This window comes from Pseudoxanthomonas sp. Root630 (assembly GCF_001427585.1).
Taxonomy (GTDB): domain Bacteria; phylum Pseudomonadota; class Gammaproteobacteria; order Xanthomonadales; family Xanthomonadaceae; genus Pseudoxanthomonas_A.
On record NZ_LMGY01000008.1, the window covers coordinates 32,680 to 52,408 of the forward strand.

Annotated in this window: 16 protein-coding genes and 5 pseudogenes; all 21 read right to left on the reverse strand. The window is 68.7% G+C overall.

Translation table 11 applies throughout. The features are described from left to right. Nucleotides 1-149: 149 nt before the first annotated feature. Nucleotides 150-1,319 (reverse strand): flagellar hook-length control protein FliK, encoded by a 1,170-nt coding sequence (locus ASD72_RS05720; protein ID WP_081420169.1) that lies wholly within the window; start codon nucleotides 1,317-1,319, stop codon nucleotides 150-152. Next, the gene (gene fliJ, locus ASD72_RS05725; protein ID WP_056878986.1) at nucleotides 1,319-1,771 is read right to left on the reverse strand and encodes a flagellar export protein FliJ; all 453 of its coding nucleotides are present in this window, start codon (nucleotides 1,769-1,771) and stop codon (nucleotides 1,319-1,321) included. Before fliJ ends, ASD72_RS05720 begins: the two co-directional genes overlap by 1 nt. 17 nt (nucleotides 1,772-1,788) lie before the next feature. Beyond that, on the reverse strand, nucleotides 1,789-3,186 hold the full coding sequence (gene fliI / locus ASD72_RS05730) for a flagellar protein export ATPase FliI (RefSeq protein ID WP_056878987.1): 1,398 nt from the start codon (nucleotides 3,184-3,186) through the stop codon (nucleotides 1,789-1,791). Then, nucleotides 3,183-3,713, reverse strand: a pseudogene (locus ASD72_RS05735) (FliH/SctL family protein); the annotation flags it as partial. The pseudogene ASD72_RS05735 and the gene fliI, both read right to left, overlap by 4 nt. Before the next feature lie 83 nt (nucleotides 3,714-3,796). After that, on the reverse strand, nucleotides 3,797-4,783 hold the full coding sequence (gene fliG / locus ASD72_RS05740; protein ID WP_056879031.1) for a flagellar motor switch protein FliG: 987 nt from the start codon (nucleotides 4,781-4,783) through the stop codon (nucleotides 3,797-3,799). A gap of 16 nt (nucleotides 4,784-4,799) precedes the next feature. Further along, entirely contained in the window at nucleotides 4,800-6,473 is a 1,674-nt protein-coding gene (gene fliF / locus ASD72_RS05745; protein ID WP_056878989.1) for a flagellar basal-body MS-ring/collar protein FliF, read from the reverse strand. 44 nt (nucleotides 6,474-6,517) lie between these two features. Beyond that, nucleotides 6,518-6,877: a flagellar hook-basal body complex protein FliE gene (fliE, locus tag ASD72_RS05750; RefSeq protein WP_056878990.1), complete on the reverse strand. Its 360-nt coding sequence runs from the start codon at nucleotides 6,875-6,877 to the stop codon at nucleotides 6,518-6,520. A 77-nt stretch (nucleotides 6,878-6,954) separates the two neighbouring features. Continuing rightward, the gene (locus tag ASD72_RS05755; RefSeq protein ID WP_056878991.1) at nucleotides 6,955-8,418 is read right to left on the reverse strand and encodes a sigma-54 dependent transcriptional regulator; all 1,464 of its coding nucleotides are present in this window, start codon (nucleotides 8,416-8,418) and stop codon (nucleotides 6,955-6,957) included. Continuing rightward, complete coding sequence (locus tag ASD72_RS05760) at nucleotides 8,411-8,791, reverse strand: response regulator transcription factor (RefSeq protein WP_056878992.1); 381 nt, start codon at nucleotides 8,789-8,791, stop codon at nucleotides 8,411-8,413. Before ASD72_RS05760 ends, ASD72_RS05755 begins: the two co-directional genes overlap by 8 nt. Nucleotides 8,792-8,806: 15 nt before the next feature. Beyond that, nucleotides 8,807-10,231, reverse strand: coding sequence for an RNA polymerase factor sigma-54 (gene rpoN / locus ASD72_RS05765; RefSeq protein ID WP_056878993.1), 1,425 nt, complete (start codon nucleotides 10,229-10,231; stop codon nucleotides 8,807-8,809). A 237-nt stretch (nucleotides 10,232-10,468) separates the two neighbouring features. Continuing rightward, complete coding sequence (locus ASD72_RS05770; RefSeq protein ID WP_056878994.1) at nucleotides 10,469-11,101, reverse strand: response regulator transcription factor; 633 nt, start codon at nucleotides 11,099-11,101, stop codon at nucleotides 10,469-10,471. Between the two features lie 214 nt (nucleotides 11,102-11,315). After that, nucleotides 11,316-11,903 (reverse strand): PilZ domain-containing protein, encoded by a 588-nt coding sequence (locus ASD72_RS05775; RefSeq protein ID WP_056878995.1) that lies wholly within the window; start codon nucleotides 11,901-11,903, stop codon nucleotides 11,316-11,318. A 3-nt stretch (nucleotides 11,904-11,906) separates the two neighbouring features. Continuing rightward, on the reverse strand, nucleotides 11,907-12,212 hold the full coding sequence (locus ASD72_RS05780) for a hypothetical protein (RefSeq protein ID WP_056878996.1): 306 nt from the start codon (nucleotides 12,210-12,212) through the stop codon (nucleotides 11,907-11,909). Then, nucleotides 12,209-12,625: a flagellar export chaperone FliS gene (fliS, locus tag ASD72_RS05785; protein WP_056878997.1), complete on the reverse strand. Its 417-nt coding sequence runs from the start codon at nucleotides 12,623-12,625 to the stop codon at nucleotides 12,209-12,211. Before fliS ends, ASD72_RS05780 begins: the two co-directional genes overlap by 4 nt. A gap of 60 nt (nucleotides 12,626-12,685) precedes the next feature. After that, nucleotides 12,686-14,050, reverse strand: coding sequence for a flagellar filament capping protein FliD (gene fliD, locus ASD72_RS05790; protein WP_056878998.1), 1,365 nt, complete (start codon nucleotides 14,048-14,050; stop codon nucleotides 12,686-12,688). 427 nt (nucleotides 14,051-14,477) lie between these two features. Further along, nucleotides 14,478-15,619, reverse strand: a pseudogene (locus ASD72_RS05795) (flagellin). Nucleotides 15,620-15,791: 172 nt separating this feature from the next. Next, nucleotides 15,792-16,930: flagellin (locus ASD72_RS05800; protein ID WP_155944492.1), on the reverse strand; the 1,139-nt coding region annotated here is incomplete at its 5' end. A 1-nt stretch (nucleotide 16,931) separates the two neighbouring features. Beyond that, a pseudogene (locus tag ASD72_RS20860) lies at nucleotides 16,932-17,158 on the reverse strand (flagellin); the annotation flags it as partial. Between the two features lie 17 nt (nucleotides 17,159-17,175). Further along, nucleotides 17,176-17,310 (reverse strand): annotated as a pseudogene (locus ASD72_RS20865) (flagellin); the annotation flags it as partial. Between the two features lie 219 nt (nucleotides 17,311-17,529). Then, nucleotides 17,530-18,650 (reverse strand): annotated as a pseudogene (locus tag ASD72_RS05810) (flagellin); the annotation flags it as partial. An 80-nt stretch (nucleotides 18,651-18,730) separates the two neighbouring features. Next, nucleotides 18,731-19,729: flagellin (locus ASD72_RS05815; protein WP_235577947.1), on the reverse strand; the 999-nt coding region annotated here is incomplete at its 5' end.

A 19,729-nucleotide genomic window follows, 5' to 3' on the forward strand; every position in this document is an offset into this window, starting at 1 on the left:
GGCTTTCTGTAGGAGCGACGTCAGTCGCGACCGCACGCCATGTGGGCCAGGAGCTTTTGCCTCGGCAGGGTGCCGATCGTCGCCGGGGCTACTGGCGAAGAAGACCCGCGGTCGCGACTGACGTCGCTCCTACAGGAGAAGCGACCCCGTCAGGCGTAGGCGTCCACCAGGCCACGCGCGGTCATGCGGACGGTGCGGGGCGTCTCGACGGTGGGTTCGGCGCTGTCTCCACGATCTTCGCCGGTAAGGGAGCTGCCGCTCTGCGACGGCGGGGCATGCTGGTGGCCCACGTCGGCGTGCGCGAGCTGGAAGCCGTGCTGGCCCAGCATGTCGCGCAGGCGCGGCAGGCTGGATTCGAGCGCCTGGCGGACCTCGGCCTGCGCGCTGGAGAAGTCGGCGTGCACGCGGTCGCCGTCCAGGCGCAGGCGGATCTCGACCGTGCCCAGGTCGTTCGGCGTGACCTTGATGTGGGCGTGGCCGATCTTCTGGTCGGCCATCCAGCGGACCGCATCGCCGATGTCTTCGTCGAAGTGGCCGCCCTGCAGGTCGGCGGACGGCGCCTCCATCGCGTTGACCGTCTCCGTGCGGGACAGGCCGAGGGAAGCGTTGGACGCACCGACGCCCGCCAGCAGGTTGCCGGTCGACGTGGTGCCGTCGGTGTCTTCGCCACGGAAGGCGTCGACGATGTCGCGGCCGAGCGTGACCACCTCGGGCAGGGCCGCCGCGACCTGACCCGTGGCCAGGTGGGTGGCGAAGGAGAGCAGGTTCTGCAGCGGCGCCTTGGCGGGCGCATCGGCGGCCGGCGTGACGGGCGCGCCCGCATCGGCGGCGGATGCGCCGAGCAAGCCCTCGACGGGCAGCGCAACGCGCGCGGTGCCCTGGCCCAGCACCGCATCGGTCACGGGAGTGAACGTCGCTGGCGTGGCGCTGCCGGATGCCGACGCGGCAGCATCCACCATGACCGCCGTGCCGGGGGGCGGCGTGGACGCCGGTGTCGCCGGTACTGCATCGAGCAGGGCCAGCAGCGCGGTCGGCGCGGCGTCTTCTTGTTTGATGTCGTCGTCGGATGACGCGGTGTCCGCCGCATCGTCCCGGCGACGGAGCGCGCGCGCCTCGCTGCTGGCGACCTCGCGCGGTTCCGTATCGCGCGCGGCCGGCTTGCGCACGGGCGCGTCATCGCGCGCCGCAGGGCGGCGGACCATGTCGTCGAACGCGGGCCTGGAGGCGTCCTTCGCACTGTCCTGCGAGGAAGGCTTGCCGGCCCCTGGCGACGCGGAGGCGCCGCCGGCCGATGCGAGCGTGGCCATCGGCGAGGGCATCAGGCGTCGCCTTCCTGGGTGGCGGTCGCGGCCAGCCGCGCGCGACGTGCGCCCAGGTCGTCCATTTCGCGCTGGTCGCGGCGGTCGACGATCTGTCTTTCCTGCACCCGGTAGCTGGCGGCCAGTTGTTCCAGCACCTGTTTGTCGCGGCTGGCCAGCAGCAGGCGGTCGCGTTCGATGTCCACGTTCGCGCGGCTGCGGTCGACGGTCTGGAGCTGTTGTTTCAGCGCCTGGTCGATGCGGTCGAGGAACGCGCGCCGGTTGGCCAGCTGGGCCGGGCTGGTGGCGGCCATCTGGCTGTTGGCGTACTCCTCGGCGTACTGCCGCAGTTCCTCCAGCCTGGATTCCTGCAGGGTCAGCGTCTGTTGGCGTTCGGCCAGGTCACGGGCGACGGAATCCTCGTGTTCCTGGGCGCGGCGCAACAGGGGGTCGATTCGGCGGGACTGCATCATGACAGGGGTCCTTGGCGTTACTGCAGACCGTCGGGCAGCGGCATGCCGGCGGCGATGTTGCGTTGGATCAGGGCTTCCAGGGCGGCGCGGCTGCTCGGCAGGTCGGCCGAGTGCGCGACATCCTGGCCGAGGAACTCGACGATCTCCGGCCAGCGCTCCAGCGCTTCGTCCACGGTCGGATCGTTGCCGCGCTGGTAGGCGCCGATGGCGATCAGGTCGCGGTTGCTGGTGTAGGCCGACAGCAGTCGCTTGAGCTTGCGGATGCGGTCGCGCCAGGTTTCGTCGGCGATCTCGGTGACCACGCGGCTGACCGAGGATTCCACGTCGATCGCCGGGTACAGGCCGCTGTCGGCGACGCGGCGCGAGAGCAGGATGTGGCCGTCCAGGATCGCGCGCGCGGCGTCGGCGATCGGGTCCTGCGGATCGTCGCCTTCGGTCAGCACGGTGTAGAACGCGGTGATCGAACCGCGCCCCTTGGCGCCATTGCCGGCGCGTTCGACCAGGGCGGGCAAGCGCGCGAACACGGAAGGCGGATAGCCGCGCGTGGTCGGCGGCTCGCCGACCGACAGGCCGATCTCGCGCTGCGCCTGGGCGAAGCGGGTCAGCGAATCCATCAGCAGCAGCACGTTCAGGCCCTGGTCGCGGAACCACTCGGCGATGGCGGTCGCGCGATAGGCGCCCTGCAGGCGCGCCAGCGGCGGACGGTCGGCGGGACTGGCGACGACGACGGCGCGCGCCAGCCCGGATGGGCCCAGCGTGGTTTCGACGAAATCACGCACTTCGCGGCCGCGTTCGCCGATCAGGCCGACCACGATCACGTCGGCGGCGGTGTACTTGGTCATCATGCCCAGCAGCGTCGACTTGCCGACGCCGGAGCCGGCGAACAAACCGACGCGCTGGCCACGGCCGATCGGCAGCAGTGCATTGATCGCGCGGACGCCCACATCGAGCGGCTGGGTGATCGGCTCGCGGGAAAGCGGGTTGATCGCCACGCCGGAGAGGCTGACGCTGCCTTCGGCGCGGATCGGGCCGCGACCGTCGAGCGGCACGCCATCGCTGTCGATGACGCGTCCCAGCAGGCCTTCGCCGACTTCCACGCCGCCGCGGCGGCGCGAGGGCACCACGCGCGCATTCGGCAGCAGGCCGTGCAGTTCGGCGCTGGGCATCAGGTAGGTACGCTCGCCGGAGAAGCCGACGACTTCGGCGTCCACCCAGCCGCCGTCGACGACCTCGATCTTGCAGGTCGCGCCCATGGGCGCTTCGCAACCGATGGCTTCCAGGGTCAGGCCGACGGCGCGGCGCAGGATGCCTTCGCGGATCAGGCCGCGGCCGCCGAGTTCGGGATTGATCTGCGACAGCCGCGCCGACAGGCGCAGGTCGCGCGCGGTCAGCCATTCCAGCGGCTGGGCGCTCATGCACGGGCTCCGCGGTTGAGCACGGTTTCCAGTGCGCCGCGCAGACGCGCTTCGAGCGTACCGTCGATACGCACGCTCTCGGCGTGCACGCGCAGGTCGCCGCGGCTGAGGCTGGTATCGGCCGTCAGGCGGGTATGGGGTGTCATCGCCAGCACCGGCGTGAGCGCGGCGATGTCGTCCGGGTGCAGGCGCAGTTCGACTTCGCGCTGCGCGCCGCCGACGGCATCCAGCGCACTGGTCGCCAGTTCCTGCAGCAGCACCGGATCGGTCTGGTAGGCGCGGCCGACGAGGGCGCCGGCGATGCGCACGGCGAGTTCGGACAGTGCGGCGACGACTTCGTTTTCGAGACGGTCCAGCGGGCGCGAGAAATTGTCGAGGATGCCTTCCATCTGCGCCGCGAGCCGACGTACTTCGGCCTGACCGTGGGAAAAACCTTCCGCATGGCCTTCGGCCAGGCCGCGCTCCAGTCCTTCGCGATAGGCCGCGTCCTGGATGGCCTGGATCTCCTCCAGCGTCGGCGGCACCGGGGGTGGCGCCTCCTGTGCGGCGGCGGCGGCCTGCAGCACCACGTCGAGCGGGGCCGGCATCCAGCGGATGGGCGAGGGCGCGCTCATACCATTTCCTCGGCGCCGGCCATCAGCGAGATGACGCCCTGGTCAGCCAGGCGGCGCACGATTGCGAGGATTTCCTTCTGCGCGCCTTCCACGTCGGCCAAGCGCACCGGGCCGCGCGCGTCCATGTCTTCCAGCAGGATCTGCGCCGCGCGCTGGGACATGTTGCGGGTGATCTTTTCCTTCACCTTGGCATCGGCGCCGCGCAGCGCCAGGCCCAGGCGGTCGTTCGGGACTTCGCGCAGCAGCGCCTGCAACTCGCGGTCGCCCAGGTCGGCCAGGTTGTCGAAGACGAACATCAGGTCCTGGATGCGCGCACCGAGGTCGGCGTCGACCTGGGTGATGTTGCCCAGGATGGCCTGGTCCTGGCCCGAATCCATGAAGTTGAGGATGTTCGCGGCGACCTTCACGCCGCCGATGCTGGACGCTTTCAGGTTCTGGTTGCCGGCGAACTGGCGCTCCATGATTTCGTTGAGCTCGTTCAGCGCGTTCGGCGGAATGCCGTCCAGCGTGGCGATGCGCAGCAGCACGTCGGTGCGGGTGCGTTCGGGCAGCAGCTTGAGCGTGTCGGCGGCCTGGTCGCTGTCCAGGTGGGCGAGCACGATGGCGATGATCTGCGGATGCTCGTTGCGCACCAGATCGGAGATCGCGCGCGGGTCCATCCACTTCAGCGTGTCCAGGCCGGTGGTGTTGCGGCCCAGGAGGATGCGGTCGATCAGGCTGCCGGCCTTGTCGGCGCCCAGCGCCTGCACCAGCACGTTGCGCACGTAGTCGTCGGCGCCCATGCCGAGCGAGGTCTGCTTGTCGAGCGCCTCGCCGAAGGTGGACATCACCTGCATCACCTGCTCGCGGCTGACGCCGGAGATGGTGGCCATGGCGATGCCGAGCTTCTGCACTTCCTTGGCGTTCATGTGCTTGAGCACTTCGGCGGCGTCCTGCTCGCCGAGCGAGAGCAGCAGCACGGCCGCGCGCTGCACGCCGGTCAGGGCGTTGTCCTGTGCGTTATTCATCGCTGGCCACCCAGTCCTTGACCACTTGCGCGACCTGCTTGGAGTCGGTCTTCACCGCTTCGCGCGCCTGGCGCAGGCGGTCTTCGTAGGCATCGGAGGGCAGGGCGCGCATCGGCGGCAGTTCGTCGTGCGACAGGGCGGCGACGGCGCGCGCATCGGTGTCCTCGTCGTCCACCACGGTCACGTCGATGCCGTCGTCGTCGTTGCGCTGGGCCTTCTTCGCCTTCGGGTCGATGATCTGGCGCATGGCCGGGCGCAGCACGCCGAACAGCAGCAGGATCACCACCAGCGCGCCGATGCCGTAGCGGGCGACGTCGCGCAGCATCGGGTTGTGCAGCCAGGGGCTCTCCCAGAACGGGACTTCCTCGGCCTTGTCGGTTTCGCGCACGAACGGCGCGTTCATCACCGAGACCGAATCGCCGCGCGCGGCATCGAAGCCCACGGCTTCCTTCACCAGCGCCTCGATGCGGCCGAGCGTGGCGGCATCCAGCGCGGTCATGACGACCTTGCCGTTCTCGCCGGTGCGCGGCACGTGGTCGACCAGCACGGCGGCGGTGACGCGGCGGACGCGTCCGGCCGGCTGGCGGGTGTGCTGCAGCGTGCGGTCCATCTCGAAATTGCGGGTCGCGCTGCTCGCGGTTTCCGTCGGCGCGGCCGGGTTGGGCGCGGCCGCCGCGTTCGGGCCGGGCGGCGTGTTGCTGGTCGCGCCGGGTACGCCTTCGGGGCCGGCGGCGGCGACGGTGTTCTGGCTGACCTGCTCGCTGCGGATCTTGGCCGGATCGTTGGCGAAGGTCTCGCGGGCTTCCTCGGTGACCGAGAAATCCATGTCCACCGCGACCTCGGCATTGATGCGGCCCGGGCCGGTCAGCGGCTCCAGCAGTTCGCGGATGCGCTCGTTGAAGGAGGTTTCCAGCTTGCGCACGCGCTCGAACTGGGCGGCGTTGAGCGCAGCCTCGCTGTTCGGGTCGCTGATGGTCAGCATGCGGCCACCCTGATCGACCACGGTGACGCGCTCGGGCGCCAGGTCCGGGATCGACGACGAGACGAGATGGACGATGGCGTCCACCTGGTTGCGTTCCAGCATGGTGCCGGAACGCAGGTCCAGCACGACGGATGCGCTGGCGACTTCGCGTTGGCGGGTGAAGGCGGACGGCTTGGGGATGGCCAGGTGCACGCGGGCATCGCGCACCGGGCGCAGCGTGGTGATCGTGCGGACCAGTTCGGTTTCCAGCGCGTGCTGGTAGCGCGCGTTCTCGACGAACTGGCTGACGCCGAAGCCCGGGTCGCGCTCCATCATCTCGAAGCCCAGGCGGCCGCTTTCGGCCAGGCCGGCGCCGGCCAGCTTCAGGCGGGCGTCGTGCAGGTTTTCCTCCGGCACGGAGATGGCGCCGGTGGCCTGGTCGAGCTGGAACGGGATCTGCGCCGCGCGCAGCATGTCGGTGGCTTCGGCGGTGGCCTTGGGGTCCAGGCCGGTGTACAGCGGGGTGTAGGCCGGCTTCTGCGACCAGAAGAACACGAACAGGCCCAGCGCGACCGCGCCGGCGATGAGCAGCAACGTGCCCATCTGCTTGAACACGCGCGCGTCCCCGATCTTGGTCAACGCTGCGCCTGCCTTGTCGGCGGTCAGCGATTCCTTCAGGGCTTCCTTGGACAGCGTGAGGGCCATGGCGATGGGTCGGTTCGTTGAAGGGGAAGGTCAGGAGCGGTGGGTTACAGCGGCATGTTCAGGACGTCCTGGTACGCCTGCACCAGACGGTTGCGGACTTCGACCGTGGCGCGGAACGCGACCTGCGACTGCTGTGCGGCCACCATCACCCGGGCCAGGTCTGCGCGCGGATCGCCCAGCTCGAACGCCTGTGCCAGCGCGCCGGAGGTCTTCTGGGCGTTGTTCACGCCTTCCAGCGCGTTCTGCAGGGTCTCGCCGAAACTCGGCGCCTTGACGCCGGGTTGTTCGAAGCCGACCCCGTTGGGCGTGAAGGCCCCGGGGTTGGGCATCGGCTCGACGGCGCGGGTGCCCAGCTGGTGCTGGTAGCTGCGGATCTGCGAGAGGATGGAGGTGACGTCGGACATGGGCGGGCGCTTCGGTCGTCGGTGTGTCTTGCCGTATCAGCTGCAAGACCTGTGCCGGAGCCGCTGCCCGCCGCCAGTCAGTTTTCCGTCGCCAGGGCGACGTCTTCGCGCTCGACGCCGTACTTGCGAAGCTTTTCCACCAGCGTGGTGCGGCGCAGGCCCAGCAGTTGCGCGGCATGGGCGACCACGCCGCCGGCGCGGTCCAGCGCATCGCGGATCAGGTTCAGTTCGATCTGGGCGATGTGTTCGCGCAGGTCGATGCCGGCTTCCGGCAGGCGCTCCGCGGTCGGCGCCACGGCGGCGACCGGGGCCACGACGGGCGCGGCAGGGACGGTGGCGGAGGCCGGCGCCGCAGCGGCCGGCACGGCCTCCGGCTCGGGCAGGTGCTCGGGCTGGTAGCGCTTGGGCAGGTCGTGCACGCGGACCAGGCCACCCGGATGCAGCACGGCCAGGCGCTCGACCAGGTTGGTCAGCTCGCGCACGTTGCCGGGCCAGTTGTACTGGCGCAGCGCCTGCAGGGTGTCGTGGGCGAACTGCACCTCGCCACGACCGGTGCGTGCCAGCTGGGCCGCGATGGTGGCCACCAGCGACGGCAGGTCGTCGGCGCGCTCGCGCAGCGCCGGCATTTCGATCGGGAACACGTTGAGGCGGTAGAACAGGTCTTCGCGGAAGTGGCCGTCGGCGATGCGCTGTTCCAGGTTGCGGTGGGTCGCGGCGATCACGCGCACGTTGCAACGGATGGTCTGGTTGCCGCCGACGCGCTCGAAACTCCGCTCCTGCAGCACGCGAAGCAACTTGACCTGCATCGGCAGGCTCATGTCGCCGATTTCGTCCAGCAGCAGGGTGCCGCCTTCGGCCATCTCGAAGCGGCCCTTGCGCGCGCTCAGCGCGCCGGTGAAGGCGCCCTTCTCATGGCCGAACAGTTCGCTCTCCAGCAGCTCGGCCGGGATCGCGCCGCAGTTGATGGCCACGAACGGCCCATCGCGGCGCGGCGACTGGTCGTGGATGGCGCGGGCGACGACTTCCTTACCGGTACCGGATTCGCCCAGCACCAGGACGGTGGTGTCGAACGCGGCGACCTGGTCGATCATCCGGCGCAGGCGGGTCACGGCCGGGCTGTTGCCGGTGGGGCCGCTGGTGCTGACCTGCTGGGCCTGGTGTTCGGTGTCCAGCCGCTTGAGGCTGGCGCGGCGCAGGCAGGCTTCCAGCTGCGCGTGGCGGATGGGGCTTTCCAGCGTCCAGACGCCGGCTTCGTGCAGGCCGTGCGCGGCGGCGAAGGCGGCGGTGTCGCCCTGCAGCAGCAGCACGGGCGGCGGCAGCTGCGCCTTGCCCAGCCAGCCGAAGAAGGCATCGGCGGCTTTCTGGTCGTCGATCGAGCCGACCACGACGGCCAGCCAGTCGTGCGGGCGTTGCCGCTGCACATCCACGTCGCCGGCACTGACGATCCAGCGCGGTGTGAGGTCCATGAACTCGAGCAGGCCGGCCAGGCGTTCAGCGCGGGCGGCGTCGGTGTCGATGACGAGGATGCGGGATTCACTCATGGCGGCGCTCTTTGAATCGTTCGAGGATGGGCAAGACTTCCTGGATGTAGGAAAGCTTGCTGACGAAATCGTCGGCGCCGGCCCGCATGGCGTGTTCGCGGTGTTCGGCATCGTCGAAGTGGCTGGCGATCACCACGAAGGGGGGCGCGTCCTGGGTCTTGATCAGGCGCGTGGCCTGCAGGCCGCCCATCTCCGGCATGGCCAGGTCCATCAGCACCACGTCCGGACGCAGGGTCTCGGAGCGTTCGATGGCTTCCAGGCCGTTGCTGGCGCGGCCCACGACATCCAGCCACTCCACCTTGCGCAGGTGGCGCAGGGCGGCGTTGATGAATCCTTCGTGGTCGTCCACCAGCAGTACGGTGATCTTGCTCATTGCGGTCGTGCTCCGTTATCCGGCCTTGGCCAAGACGGATACGGTAGCGCGTCGGCGTTCCCGGGCGGGAGCGATATCGAGCTGTTCCCGGTACTTCGCCACAGTTCGGCGGGCAATGTGAATGCCCTGGCGGGCCAGCAGGCCGGCGATCGCTTCGTCGGCCAGCGGCTTGCCGGCCGGCTCGGAGTCGATCAGGCGGCGCACCATGGCGCGCACGGCCGGGCCGGACACGTTGGCGCCTTCCAGGCGCACGGCGAAGAAGTGCTTCAGCTCGAACGTGCCGCGCGGGGTCTGCATGTACTTGCCGGTGGTGATGCGCGAGATCGTGGATTCGTGCATGCCGATCTCGTCGGCGATCTCCTTCAGGGTCAACGGGGCCATCGCCTCGTCGCCCTGGGTCAGGAAGCCGGCCTGGCGCTCGACGATGGCGCGCGCGGTGCGCAGCAGGGTGTCGTAGCGGATCGACAGGCCGCGGGTCAGCCAGCGGGCTTCCTGCAGCATTTCACGCAGCTTGCCGGCGCCGGGCGAGGCCTCGGCCTGCTCCAGGGCGCGCTCCTGCATCGCGTTCACGCGGATGCGCGGGGTGCTGGCCGGGTTCAGGGCCACGCGCCAGGCGCAGTCGGCGTGCCAGGCGACCACGTCGGGGATGATGTAACCGGACGGCGCCGGTGCCAGCGAGGCGCCCGGGCGGGCGTCCAGCGACAACACCAGGCGCACGCCTTCCATCACCTGGTCGGTGTCGAGGTCCAGCAGGCGGGCGAGGGCGTCGTATTCATGGGCGGCCAGCAGGGCCAGGCCCTCGGCGACGATGCGTGCGGCCACGCGGCGGGCCGGGACGCGGCCTTCCAGGCAGTCCAGCTGCACCAGCAGGCATTCGCGCACGTCGGCGGCGCACAGGCCGGGGAATTCGCCGCGCAGCAGGCGGTCGCGCAGGCCGAGCACGATGTCCGTGCGCAGATCGAAGCGGGCCGAGGCCAGCAGCGCCAGCGTATCGGGCGCCTGGTCCAGGTACCCGCCGTCATTGGTGTGCTCCAGCCAGAACGCGACCACTTCCAGGGCGCGCTCGTCCAGTTCCAGTGCCAGGCGGTCCAGCACGCGCACGTGCGGGTCGGTGGATTCGCCAGCGGCCACGCGCTGCATGCGGTCGTCGTCGCCGTCCTGCCAGCCGGCGCCCGGCACGTCCCACAGGTTGGATTCCGGCAGTTCGTCGAACGCGGCGGTGTCGGTGGCGGCGACGTCCTGCGCGGGCATGTCTTCGGTGTCGCTGGACGCGCCCGCGTCGTGGGTCTCCTCGATCTCCAGCAGGGGATTGAGCTCCAGCGCGCGGCGCACTTCCATTTCCAGCTGCAGGCCATCGAGCTGCAGCAGGCGGATGGACTGCAGCAACTGCGGCGTCAGGTGGAGCTGTTGGCCCAACTGGGTGGAAAGTCCCGTCTTCATCCCCGTAGTCCCCGATTCGATGGCGTGCCAGGGCGGCTTCACATCGTGTGAATACTTTCCGCCTCGGGTGACGGAAAAAAAATCGGGGGGTTTCTGATTGTGCTGCGGGCACACCCGACCGGCCGTCAGGGTTTCCCCTACAGCGTCGGTTTAATGTCGAAGGTGGATGCCCGACGGGGGGCTGCGATCACGGGATTCCGTCACGGAAGCGGTGTCGCCCCCGGGGTACTGCAAGGCTCAGGCCAACTCGTTCTGGTGGCGCGCGGCCAGCAGCAGCAGGTCATTGGCGCGACGGCAGCCGAGCGATTCCATCATGCGCGCACGGTGCGTCTCCACCGTCTTGACGCTGATGCCGAGCTGCGCGGCGATTTCCTTGCTGCTCATGCCGCTGCCCAGTTGGCGCAGGATCTCGCGCTGGCGTGGCGACAGCGCCGCGATGCCCGTGGGTCGCTGCGGATTGAGCATCGGCGCCAGCATCTTCGAAGACACCTGCGGGCTCAGGAATACCTGGCCACTGGCCGCGGCGCGCAGGGCCAGCTCGAGCTCCATCGGTGCGGCTTCCTTGACGACGAAGCCCGCGCAACCGCGATCGAGCGCGACACGCACCTGCGTGGGATCGTTGTGCATCGACATCATCACCACGCGCACCTGCGGCAGCGATTCATGCAGCAGCGGCAACAAGTCGAGACCGCTGCGATCGGGCAGCGAGAGGTCGAGCAGGATCACGTCGGGACGGTGGATGGCCGCCATGTCGAGCGCCTGCTGGGCGTTGCAGGCTTCGGCCACGACGTCCACGTCGGGCAAGGCTTGCAGCAGCCGGCTGATGCCGGCCCGGACCAGGGTGTGGTCGTCGACGATGAGTACACGCACGGGGAGGAGCCAGTCGTTGCCGCTTTGCAGGTCGGATCACGATAACGGCCGCGTCCTGCCACGCCAATTCAGAATCGCGACGAAGACGTGAAAGTACGACATAAGTCACACTTGAATGCCTGCCGCCCGCGATGAAGTCGGGCATGACGCAATCGGGGTGTGTGACGGCCGCACCTTCCGCGTGCAGGTTCACAGGCGAATGCGCGAAACGCGTTTACCTGCGCGGAGCCAACTGCGATTGACGCGCCTCGGCGACCTGCCGGCGATGCAGCCGGAAGAGATGGCGGTCCATGGCTTCGGCGAGGCCACCGTTCAGGCCTTCGAACTGCAACCACAGATGGTGTGCGTGCGTGCCTTCCACCTGCGCCAGCACGCGTGCCGGCAATTCGATGTGATCGCTCAGCCAGGCGGCCGGTTGCAGCGTCACCACCCCATCGCTGCCGTCGGCAGCGCCGAGCGGCGAGACGATGTCCAGGCGCAGGCCGCGATGGGACCAGCGCAACGCCGTGACGGGGAGCGTGTCGTCGTGACTGCGCGCCAGGCGACCGAGCAAGGACAGCACCAGGTCGAGCTTGGCCTCGATCCGTTGCTGGCTGGGCGTGGCTTCCTTGCGGTCGTCGGGGTCTTCACCGCGGACGTCCTCGGCGACCGCGAGCCCCTGCAACAGGGCTTCGGCGGGTGCCTGCATCACGGCGCGGGCGCCGAGGGTGAAGCGGGCGGGCAGCACGACGTCGCAGGTGAGCGCACCGTCGAACAGCGTGTGTTCGGCCGGATGCTCCACCAGGACGACGGGCGCGGCCATGGCCTAACCTCCGACGACGGAGAGGTACGCGCGCGCGGCGCGGTCTGCGCGTTGCGTGGACTGCATGCGGATGCGTGCCTGTTCGCGCGCAGCCTGCATGTCCTGCTGGAGTTCGAGCTGCGCGCGCAGGAGCGTCGCCAGTGCGTCGTAGCCGGCGTTGCGCCCGCCATCGGCGTGCAGGAACGCGCGCACGTCGCGGTCGTGACGGTTGAGCAGGGCTTCCACGCCGTCCAGTTCATCGGCATGCAGCGCGACGCGCATCGCATCCAACTGATCGAACAGATCGGCGAGGACCGGCGTGTCGTTCATCGCGCCGCTGCCATCGCCGGCTGTTGGCGCTGTTCCGAAGGGATCGCGTTCCAGGCCGATTCGATCTCGCCCAGCAACTCCAGCGATTCGCGCAGGGCGGAGGCGTCGTTGTGCAGGTTGGCTTCGATCAGCCGGGTCTGCACGTAGTCGTACAGGGCCGACAAGCTGCCGGCGATCTCGCCGCCGGCTTCATGGTCGAGCGAGCCGTTGAGGTGGCCGATGATCGCGCTGACCTCGCCGATGGCCTTGCCCTTGCGCGCCAGTTCGCCGCGTTCCACGCAGGCTTCCGCCAGGCGCAGGCGCTCGCACGCACCGGACAGCAGCAACGCGACCAGGCGGTGCGGGTCCGCCTCCATCACGGCACTGCTGAGGCCGGTATTGCGGTACTGCGCGGCATAGGATTGAAGTGACATTCCATTTCTCCTGGGGTCCCCGGCGCCGCACGGGCGAGCCGGCACGGACCCGGCGGGTGCTTATCCGGTCTGGCTGGTCAGCGTGGCCAACTGTTGGGCGAGGGCGGTGCTGGTGGTGTTCATCTGCGAAATCATGCTGTCCAGCGCGACGAACTGCGCCTTGTAGCGGTTGCCCACGGCTTCCATGCGGGCATCCAGCGCGGTGCGTTGGGTGGCGACGTCCTTGATCTGCGCATTCAGGCCGTTGCTGCGCAACGTGAAGGCGCCATCGCTACCCACATAACTGCCCACCGCCTTCTGCAACGTGCCCGCGAACGCGGTGTCGCCGGTGAATGCGGTGCGGATCTTCTCCGGATCGGAGGTCAGCGCGGCGGCGAACTTGCTGCTGTCGAAGACCAGCGTGCCGTCGGACGAGGGGTAGCCCTTCGTCTGCAGGCCCAGGGTCTTCGCATCGAGCCCCTGCGCGGCCAGGTCGCCGAGCAGGTTGCCCATCAGGTTGCGGAGCTGGCCCGAGGCGCTGCGCATCTGCGCGTCGCCGGTCAGGGCCGAGGGTTCGTTGTTCTCGGCGTCGTACTTCGTGGTGGCGTTGATGGCGCTGATCGCCGTGTTGTACGCCGTCACGAAGTCCTGGATCAGCTTGCCGGCGGCCGCCGTGTCGGTGGACACGGTGACGGTGCTGGTGCCTTCCGTTTTCAGGTCCAGGGTGAGACCGGGCACGGCCTCGGTGATCTTGTTGGTGGTGGCGGTGACGGTGAGGCCGTCGATCGTCACTTCGGCGTCGGCCGCCGGCACGCGCTCCTGCAGGCTGGTGACCAGGTTCTGCAGGTCGCTGCCGCCGGAGGAGAACGCCAGGGTGAGGCCGTTGGCCGCGCCGGTCTTGTCGGAGGAGACCGACAGGTACTGGCCGTCGTTCGAGGTCAGCACCGCGGCCTGCACGCCCTTGCTGCGCGCGGCGTCGTTGATGGCGCTGCGCACGTCCTGCAGGGTGGCGCCCTCGGCGACGTCGATGGCGAGCGACTCGCCGCCGACCGTCAGCGTCAATTGGCCGGCACCGAAGGTGGTCCCGGCGGCAACCGGGGTATTGGTGATCCACTTGTTGGCGGTGGCCAGCGAGACCACTTCCACGTTGTAGATGCCGTTGGGCGTGCCGCTGGCGACGCTGGCGCCGACCACGGTGTCCGTGCCCGACTTGACGGTGCGCACCTCGAACGCGGTGGCCGACTTCAGCGCCTTGAGCGCCGTGTCCAGCGAGCTGAACGCGGAACTGACGGTACCGATGGCGGACAGCTTGAACTTGGCCTGCGTCTCGATGCGGTTCAGGCGGTTGTCGGCCGGCTTGCGGTCGGCCGCGACCAACTGTTCGACCATGCCGGTGATGTCCAGCCCCGAACCGATGCCGCCGTAACCGAGCGAATAGTCTGCCATTGCCGTTTCTCCTGTCGCGCCCTTTCCGCAAAAGGGTGGCCGGGCGGGCCGTCATCCGTTGGTGGATGCGGCCCGCCCGTACAGTTCCAGTAACGGCCTGCGGGCGCCGTTCTTTAGCCCGCATTTCTCCGTCTCCCACCGCTGCCGTGGGTCCGGCGGCTGGTGAGAAATGCAGGCTCCCGGGGTGATGCAGGGTTTGTGCCAGAGGAGCGGGGAACGGGGAGCAGGGAACGGGGAATGACGCGATGCTGCACCTGCAAGGTCCGTGGACATCCGACCACCGGCAAGAAAGCGTTCCCCGTTCCCCGTTCCCCACAAAAAAACCCCTCCGTTGCCGGAGGGGTTGGGGTACTGCCAAACGGAGGGAGACGAATCCGTCCGTGGACGACAGAGAACTAGGAGGAAGACGGGTCTTGCGGGCTGCGCGTCAGCGCAGCAGGGACAACACGTTCTGGGGCACCTGGTTGGCCTGGGCCAGCATGGCCGTGCCGGCCTGCTGCAGGATCTGGGTGCGGGTCAGTTCGGCGGTTTCCTTGGCGAAGTCCGTGTCGCGGAGGTGAAGCGGTTCTGCACCGCACCCAGGTCGGCGCGGGCCGAGTTCACGGCCGTCAGCGCCTTGTCGACGATGGTCACCGCGCGCGACGCGTTGAGGAAGGTGGTCACGTCCAGGTCGGACAGGCCCTTGACCTCACCGGCGCCGGGTGCGCCGCCGGTGACGCCGACGCCCGAGGTGATACCCGCGGCGCCGCTGGTGCCGTACACCACGGTGATGCCGGCCGCCGCGCCGCTGCCGTTCAAGGCGTCGCCGACGGTGTAGTACGAGCCGGTCGTCCCTGTCGATTCGGCATAGATGCCGGTTTCGCCCAGCTTGGCGTTGATCGCGCCCATGATCCTGGCGGTGACCTGGGCGCCGGTATCGCCGGTCTTCACGTCGACGTCGTCGATTGCGATGGTCTTGCCCATCGGGTTGGTCACCGAGATGCCCGTGATCTTGCCGTCGGCAGTGGCCGTGCCCGTGGCGACGCCGACGCCGCTGGTGGAACCGAACTGGACCTTCCCCAGCGCGGTCGACTTGGCATCCACCACCTTGTCGATGGCGATCGCCTGGCCGGCATTGGCGCCGACCTGGAACAGCTGGCTGGAGAACGAGCCGTCCAGCAGTTTGGTGCCGTTGAAATCCGACTGCTTGGCCACGCGATCGATCTCGGCGGTCAGCTGCTTGACCTCGGCGTTCAGCGCGGCGCGGTCGGAGGAGGAATTGGTCGCGTTGGACGATTGCACGGCCAGTTCGCGGATGCGTTGCAGGTTGTTGCCGATCTCGGTCAGCGAACCTTCGGCGACCTGGGCCAGCGAAATGCCGTCGTTGGCGTTGCGCACGGCGACATCGAGACCGCGGATCTGGGTGCTGAAGCGTTCGGAGATGGCCAGGCCGGCGGCGTCGTCCTTCGCGCTGTTGATGCGCAGGCCGGACGAGAGACGCTGGATGGTGGTGGCGAGCGAGGCGCCGCTGGTGCTCAGGTTGCGCTGGGCATTCAACGACATCGTATTGGTGTTGATGACCTGTGCCATGGCGCGGACCCGGGAAAAGGAAGGAAGCAGTCACACCGGAAGGAACGCCCGGCGCCCGCCACCAAGCCGGTGGAGGGCGGATGGATGGCAAGGCCATCCATCCCGGCGCCAATCGGAGGGAGACGAATCCATCCGGGACGCCCGCGTCGGGCAACGATTCCTGTGAAGCGGTTTAGCGGAGCAGGGACAGCACGTTCTGGGGCACCTGGTTGGCCTGGGCCAGCATGGCCGTACCGGCCTGCTGCAGGATCTGGGTGCGGGTCAGTTCGGCGGTTTCCTTGGCGAAGTCCGTGTCGCGGATGCGGCTGCGCGATGCGGCCAGGTTTTCCGAGCTGGTCTGCAGGTTGGCGACCACCGAGGTGAAGCGGTTCTGCACCGCACCCAGGTCGGCGCGGGCCGAGTTGACCGAGGTCAGCGCCTTGTCGACGATTTCCAGCGCCTGCTGCGCGCCCTTGACCGTGGAGATGTCCAGGTTGGAGGCGTACTGCTTGGTGGTGGCGACGGTGCTGGCGGTGACGTCGGCCGGGGCGGTGCCGCCGGTCCAGGTGCCGGTCTCGATGGCGATGCCCTTGAAGGCGCCGTTGGTGCCCACGCTGTCCTTGACCGAGGTCAGGCTGACCGCGCCCGCCGCGCCGAGTTCGGCATACACGCCGCTCTCGCCGATCTTGGCGTTGATGGCCGTGACCAGCGCCTTGGCGGCGGCGTCGCGGGTACCCGTGGCCGTGCCCTGCGCAGCGACTTCGACGGTATCGATGGTGACCGTGGAGCCGTCGGCGTTGGTCAGGGCCAGGCCTTCGATCTTCAGGCCGGTGACGCCGTCGGCCGGCGATGCGGTGGTGAAGGTGGCGGTGGCGAACATCGCGCCGCCCAGCGCATTGGCCTTGGCATCGACGACCTTGTCGATGGCGATGGCCTGGCCGGCATTGGCACCGACCTGGAACAGCTGGCTGGAGAACGAGCCGTCCAGCAGCTTGGTGCCGTTGAAGTCGGCCTGCTTGGCGACGCGGTCGATTTCGGCGGTCAGCTGCTTGACTTCGGCGTTCAGCGCGGCGCGGTCGGACGAAGAGTTCGTCGCGTTGGCCGACTGCACCGACAGCTCACGGATGCGCTGCAGGTTGTTGCCGATTTCGGTCAGCGAACCTTCGGCGACCTGGGCCAGCGAGATGCCGTCGTTCGCGTTGCGGACGGCGACGTCGAGGCCGCGGATCTGGGTRCTGAAGCGTTCGGAGATGGCCAGACCGGCGGCGTCGTCCTTGGCGCTGTTGATGCGCAGACCCGACGACAGACGCTGGATGGTGGTGGCCAGAGAAGNCGGATGCGCTGCAGGTTGTTGCCGATTTCGGTCAGCGAACCTTCGGCGACCTGGGCCAGCGAGATGCCGTCGTTCGCGTTGCGGACGGCGACGTCGAGGCCGCGGATCTGGGTACTGAAGCGTTCGGAGATGGCCAGACCGGCGGCGTCGTCCTTGGCGCTGTTGATGCGCAGACCCGACGACAGACGCTGGATGGTGGTGGCCAGAGAAGCGCCGCTGGTGCTCAGGTTGCGCTGAGCGTTGNGGCGTCGTCCTTGGCGCTGTTGATGCGCAGACCCGACGACAGACGCTGGATGGTGGTGGCCAGAGAAGCGCCGCTGGTGCTCAGGTTGCGCTGAGCGTTCAACGACATGGTGTTGGTATTGATGACCTGTGCCATGGGAAAGTCCTGGAGTGGAACGAGGAAGGAATGCCTGGCCGGGGCGGGCGGGAGAGACGCCCGCTCCGGTGCCTAGCGCCGCGTCAGCGGAGCAGGCTCAGCACGTTCTGCGGCACCTGGTTGGCCTGGGCCAGCATGGCCGTGCCGGCCTGCTGCAGGATCTGGGTGCGGGTCAGTTCGGCGGTTTCCTTGGCGAAGTCCGTGTCGCGGATGCGGCTNGGCACCTGGTTGGCCTGGGCCAGCATGGCCGTGCCGGCCTGCTGCAGGATCTGGGTGCGGGTCAGTTCGGCGGTTTCCTTGGCGAAGTCCGTGTCGCGGATGCGGCTACGCGATGCGGCCAGGTTTTCCGAGCTGGTCTGCAGGTTGGCGACCACCGAGGTGAAGCGGTTCTGCACCGCACCCAGGTCGGCACGGGCCGAGTTGACCGAGGTCAGCGCGGCGTCGACGATTTCCAGCGCCTTCTGTGCGCCCTCGACCGACGTGATGTCGAGGTCCTTGACGAAGGACGCCGTGGTGGTCGCGGCAGCCGTGGTGGTCGCGGCCGTCAGCCCCGAGCCCGTGACCGTGCCACCGACGACCAGGTCCTTGCCGGCCTTCACCGAGTTCAGCGTCACCTGGTCGGCGGTCACCGAGGCGTACACGCCGGTTTCGCCCATCTTCGCGTTGATCGCCGTGGCCAGTCCCTTGGCGATGTCCTCACCCGTGGTGCCGGTGGTGTAGGCGACGGTATCGATCGCCACCGTGTTGATCGTCAGGCCGGCGATGCTGCCGTTGGCGGCGGCATCGGCGATGGCCGTACCGGTGACGTCCGCGGCGAACTTCACGTTGCCCAGCGACTGCGAGCGCGAATCGACGACCTTGTCGATGGCGATGGCCTGGCCGGCGTTGGCGCCCACCTGGAACAGCTGGCTGGAGAACGAGCCGTCCAGCAGCTTGGTGCCGTTGAAGTCGGACTGCTTGGCGACGCGGTCGATTTCGGCCGACAGCTGCTTGACTTCCGCGTTCAGCGCGGCGCGGTCGGACGAAGAGTTCGTCGCGTTGGCCGACTGCACCGACAGCTCACGGATGCGCTGCAGGTTGTTGCCGATCTCGGTCAGCGAACCTTCGGCGACCTGGGCCAGCGAGATGCCGTCGTTCGCGTTGCGGACGGCGACGTCGAGGCCGCGGATCTGGGTGGAGAAGCGCTCGGAGATGGCCAGACCGGCGGCGTCGTCCTTGGCGCTGTTGATGCGCAGGCCGGACGAAAGCCGCTGGATCGTGGTCGCCAGCGAGGCGCCGCTGGTGCTCAGATTGCGCTGAGCGTTCAACGACATCGTGTTGGTGTTGATTACCTGTGCCATGAGTTCGACTCCTTAGGCGTTTTCTGCACGGGGGATGATGTGGCCAACGATTCCCCGCCGTGCCGCCGGGGACGCTAGGTTCAGCCTTGCAACAAGCTCAGTACGTTCTGCGGCACCTGGTTGGCCTGGGCCAGCATGGCCGTGCCGGCCTGCTGCAGGATCTGGGTGCGGGTCAGTTCGGCGGTTTCCTTGGCGAAGTCGTTTTCCGAGCTGGTCTGCAGGTTGGCGACCACCGAGGTGAAGCGGTTCTGGATCGCGCCCAGGTCGGCGCGGGCGCCGTTGACCGAGGTCAGTGCCTTGTCCACCACTTCCAGGGCGCGCTGCGCGCCGGAGAAGGTGGTGATGTCCAGGCCCTGGACGAAGCTGTTGGCGGTGGCCAGATCGCCGCCGTTGGTGCTGGTTTCGGTCAGGCCGAGGTTGGCGGCCGTCGAGACCGTGGCGCCGGTGACGACCGGGCCGCCGAAGGCCAGTGCGAATTCCTGCCCGCCCTTGATCGAGGTCAGGTTGATGACGCCGGCCTTGACCTCGGCATAGACGCCGGTTTCGCCCAGCTTGGCGTTCAGTGCGGCCGCCGCACCCTGGGTGATCGACTGGCCGGCCTTCACGTCGAAGGCGCCGATGTCGATCGTGGTGGCGCTGCCGCCGGTCGGGGTGACCGTGACCTGCAGCTGCGAGTAGGTCGTATCGGCGGTCGCGGCGTCGGCGCCCAGCGCCGTGCCGGTGTAGACGTTGGCGAAGGTCACGCCGCCCAGCGTCTGGGCGCGGGCGTCGACCACCTTGTCGATGGCGATGGCCTGGCCGGCGTTGGCGCCGACCTGGAACAGCTGGCTGGTGAAGGAGCCGTCCAGCAGCTTGGTGCCGTTGAAGTCGGCCTGCTTGGCGACGCGGTCGATTTCGGCGGTCAGCTGCTTGACTTCGGCGTTCAGCGCCGCGCGGTCGGAAGCGGAGTTGCTGGCGTTGGACGACTGCACGGCCAGTTCGCGGATGCGCTGCAGGTTGTTGCCGATTTCGGTCAGCGAACCTTCGGCGACCTGGGCCAGCGAGATGCCGTCGTTCGCGTTGCGGACGGCGACGTCGAG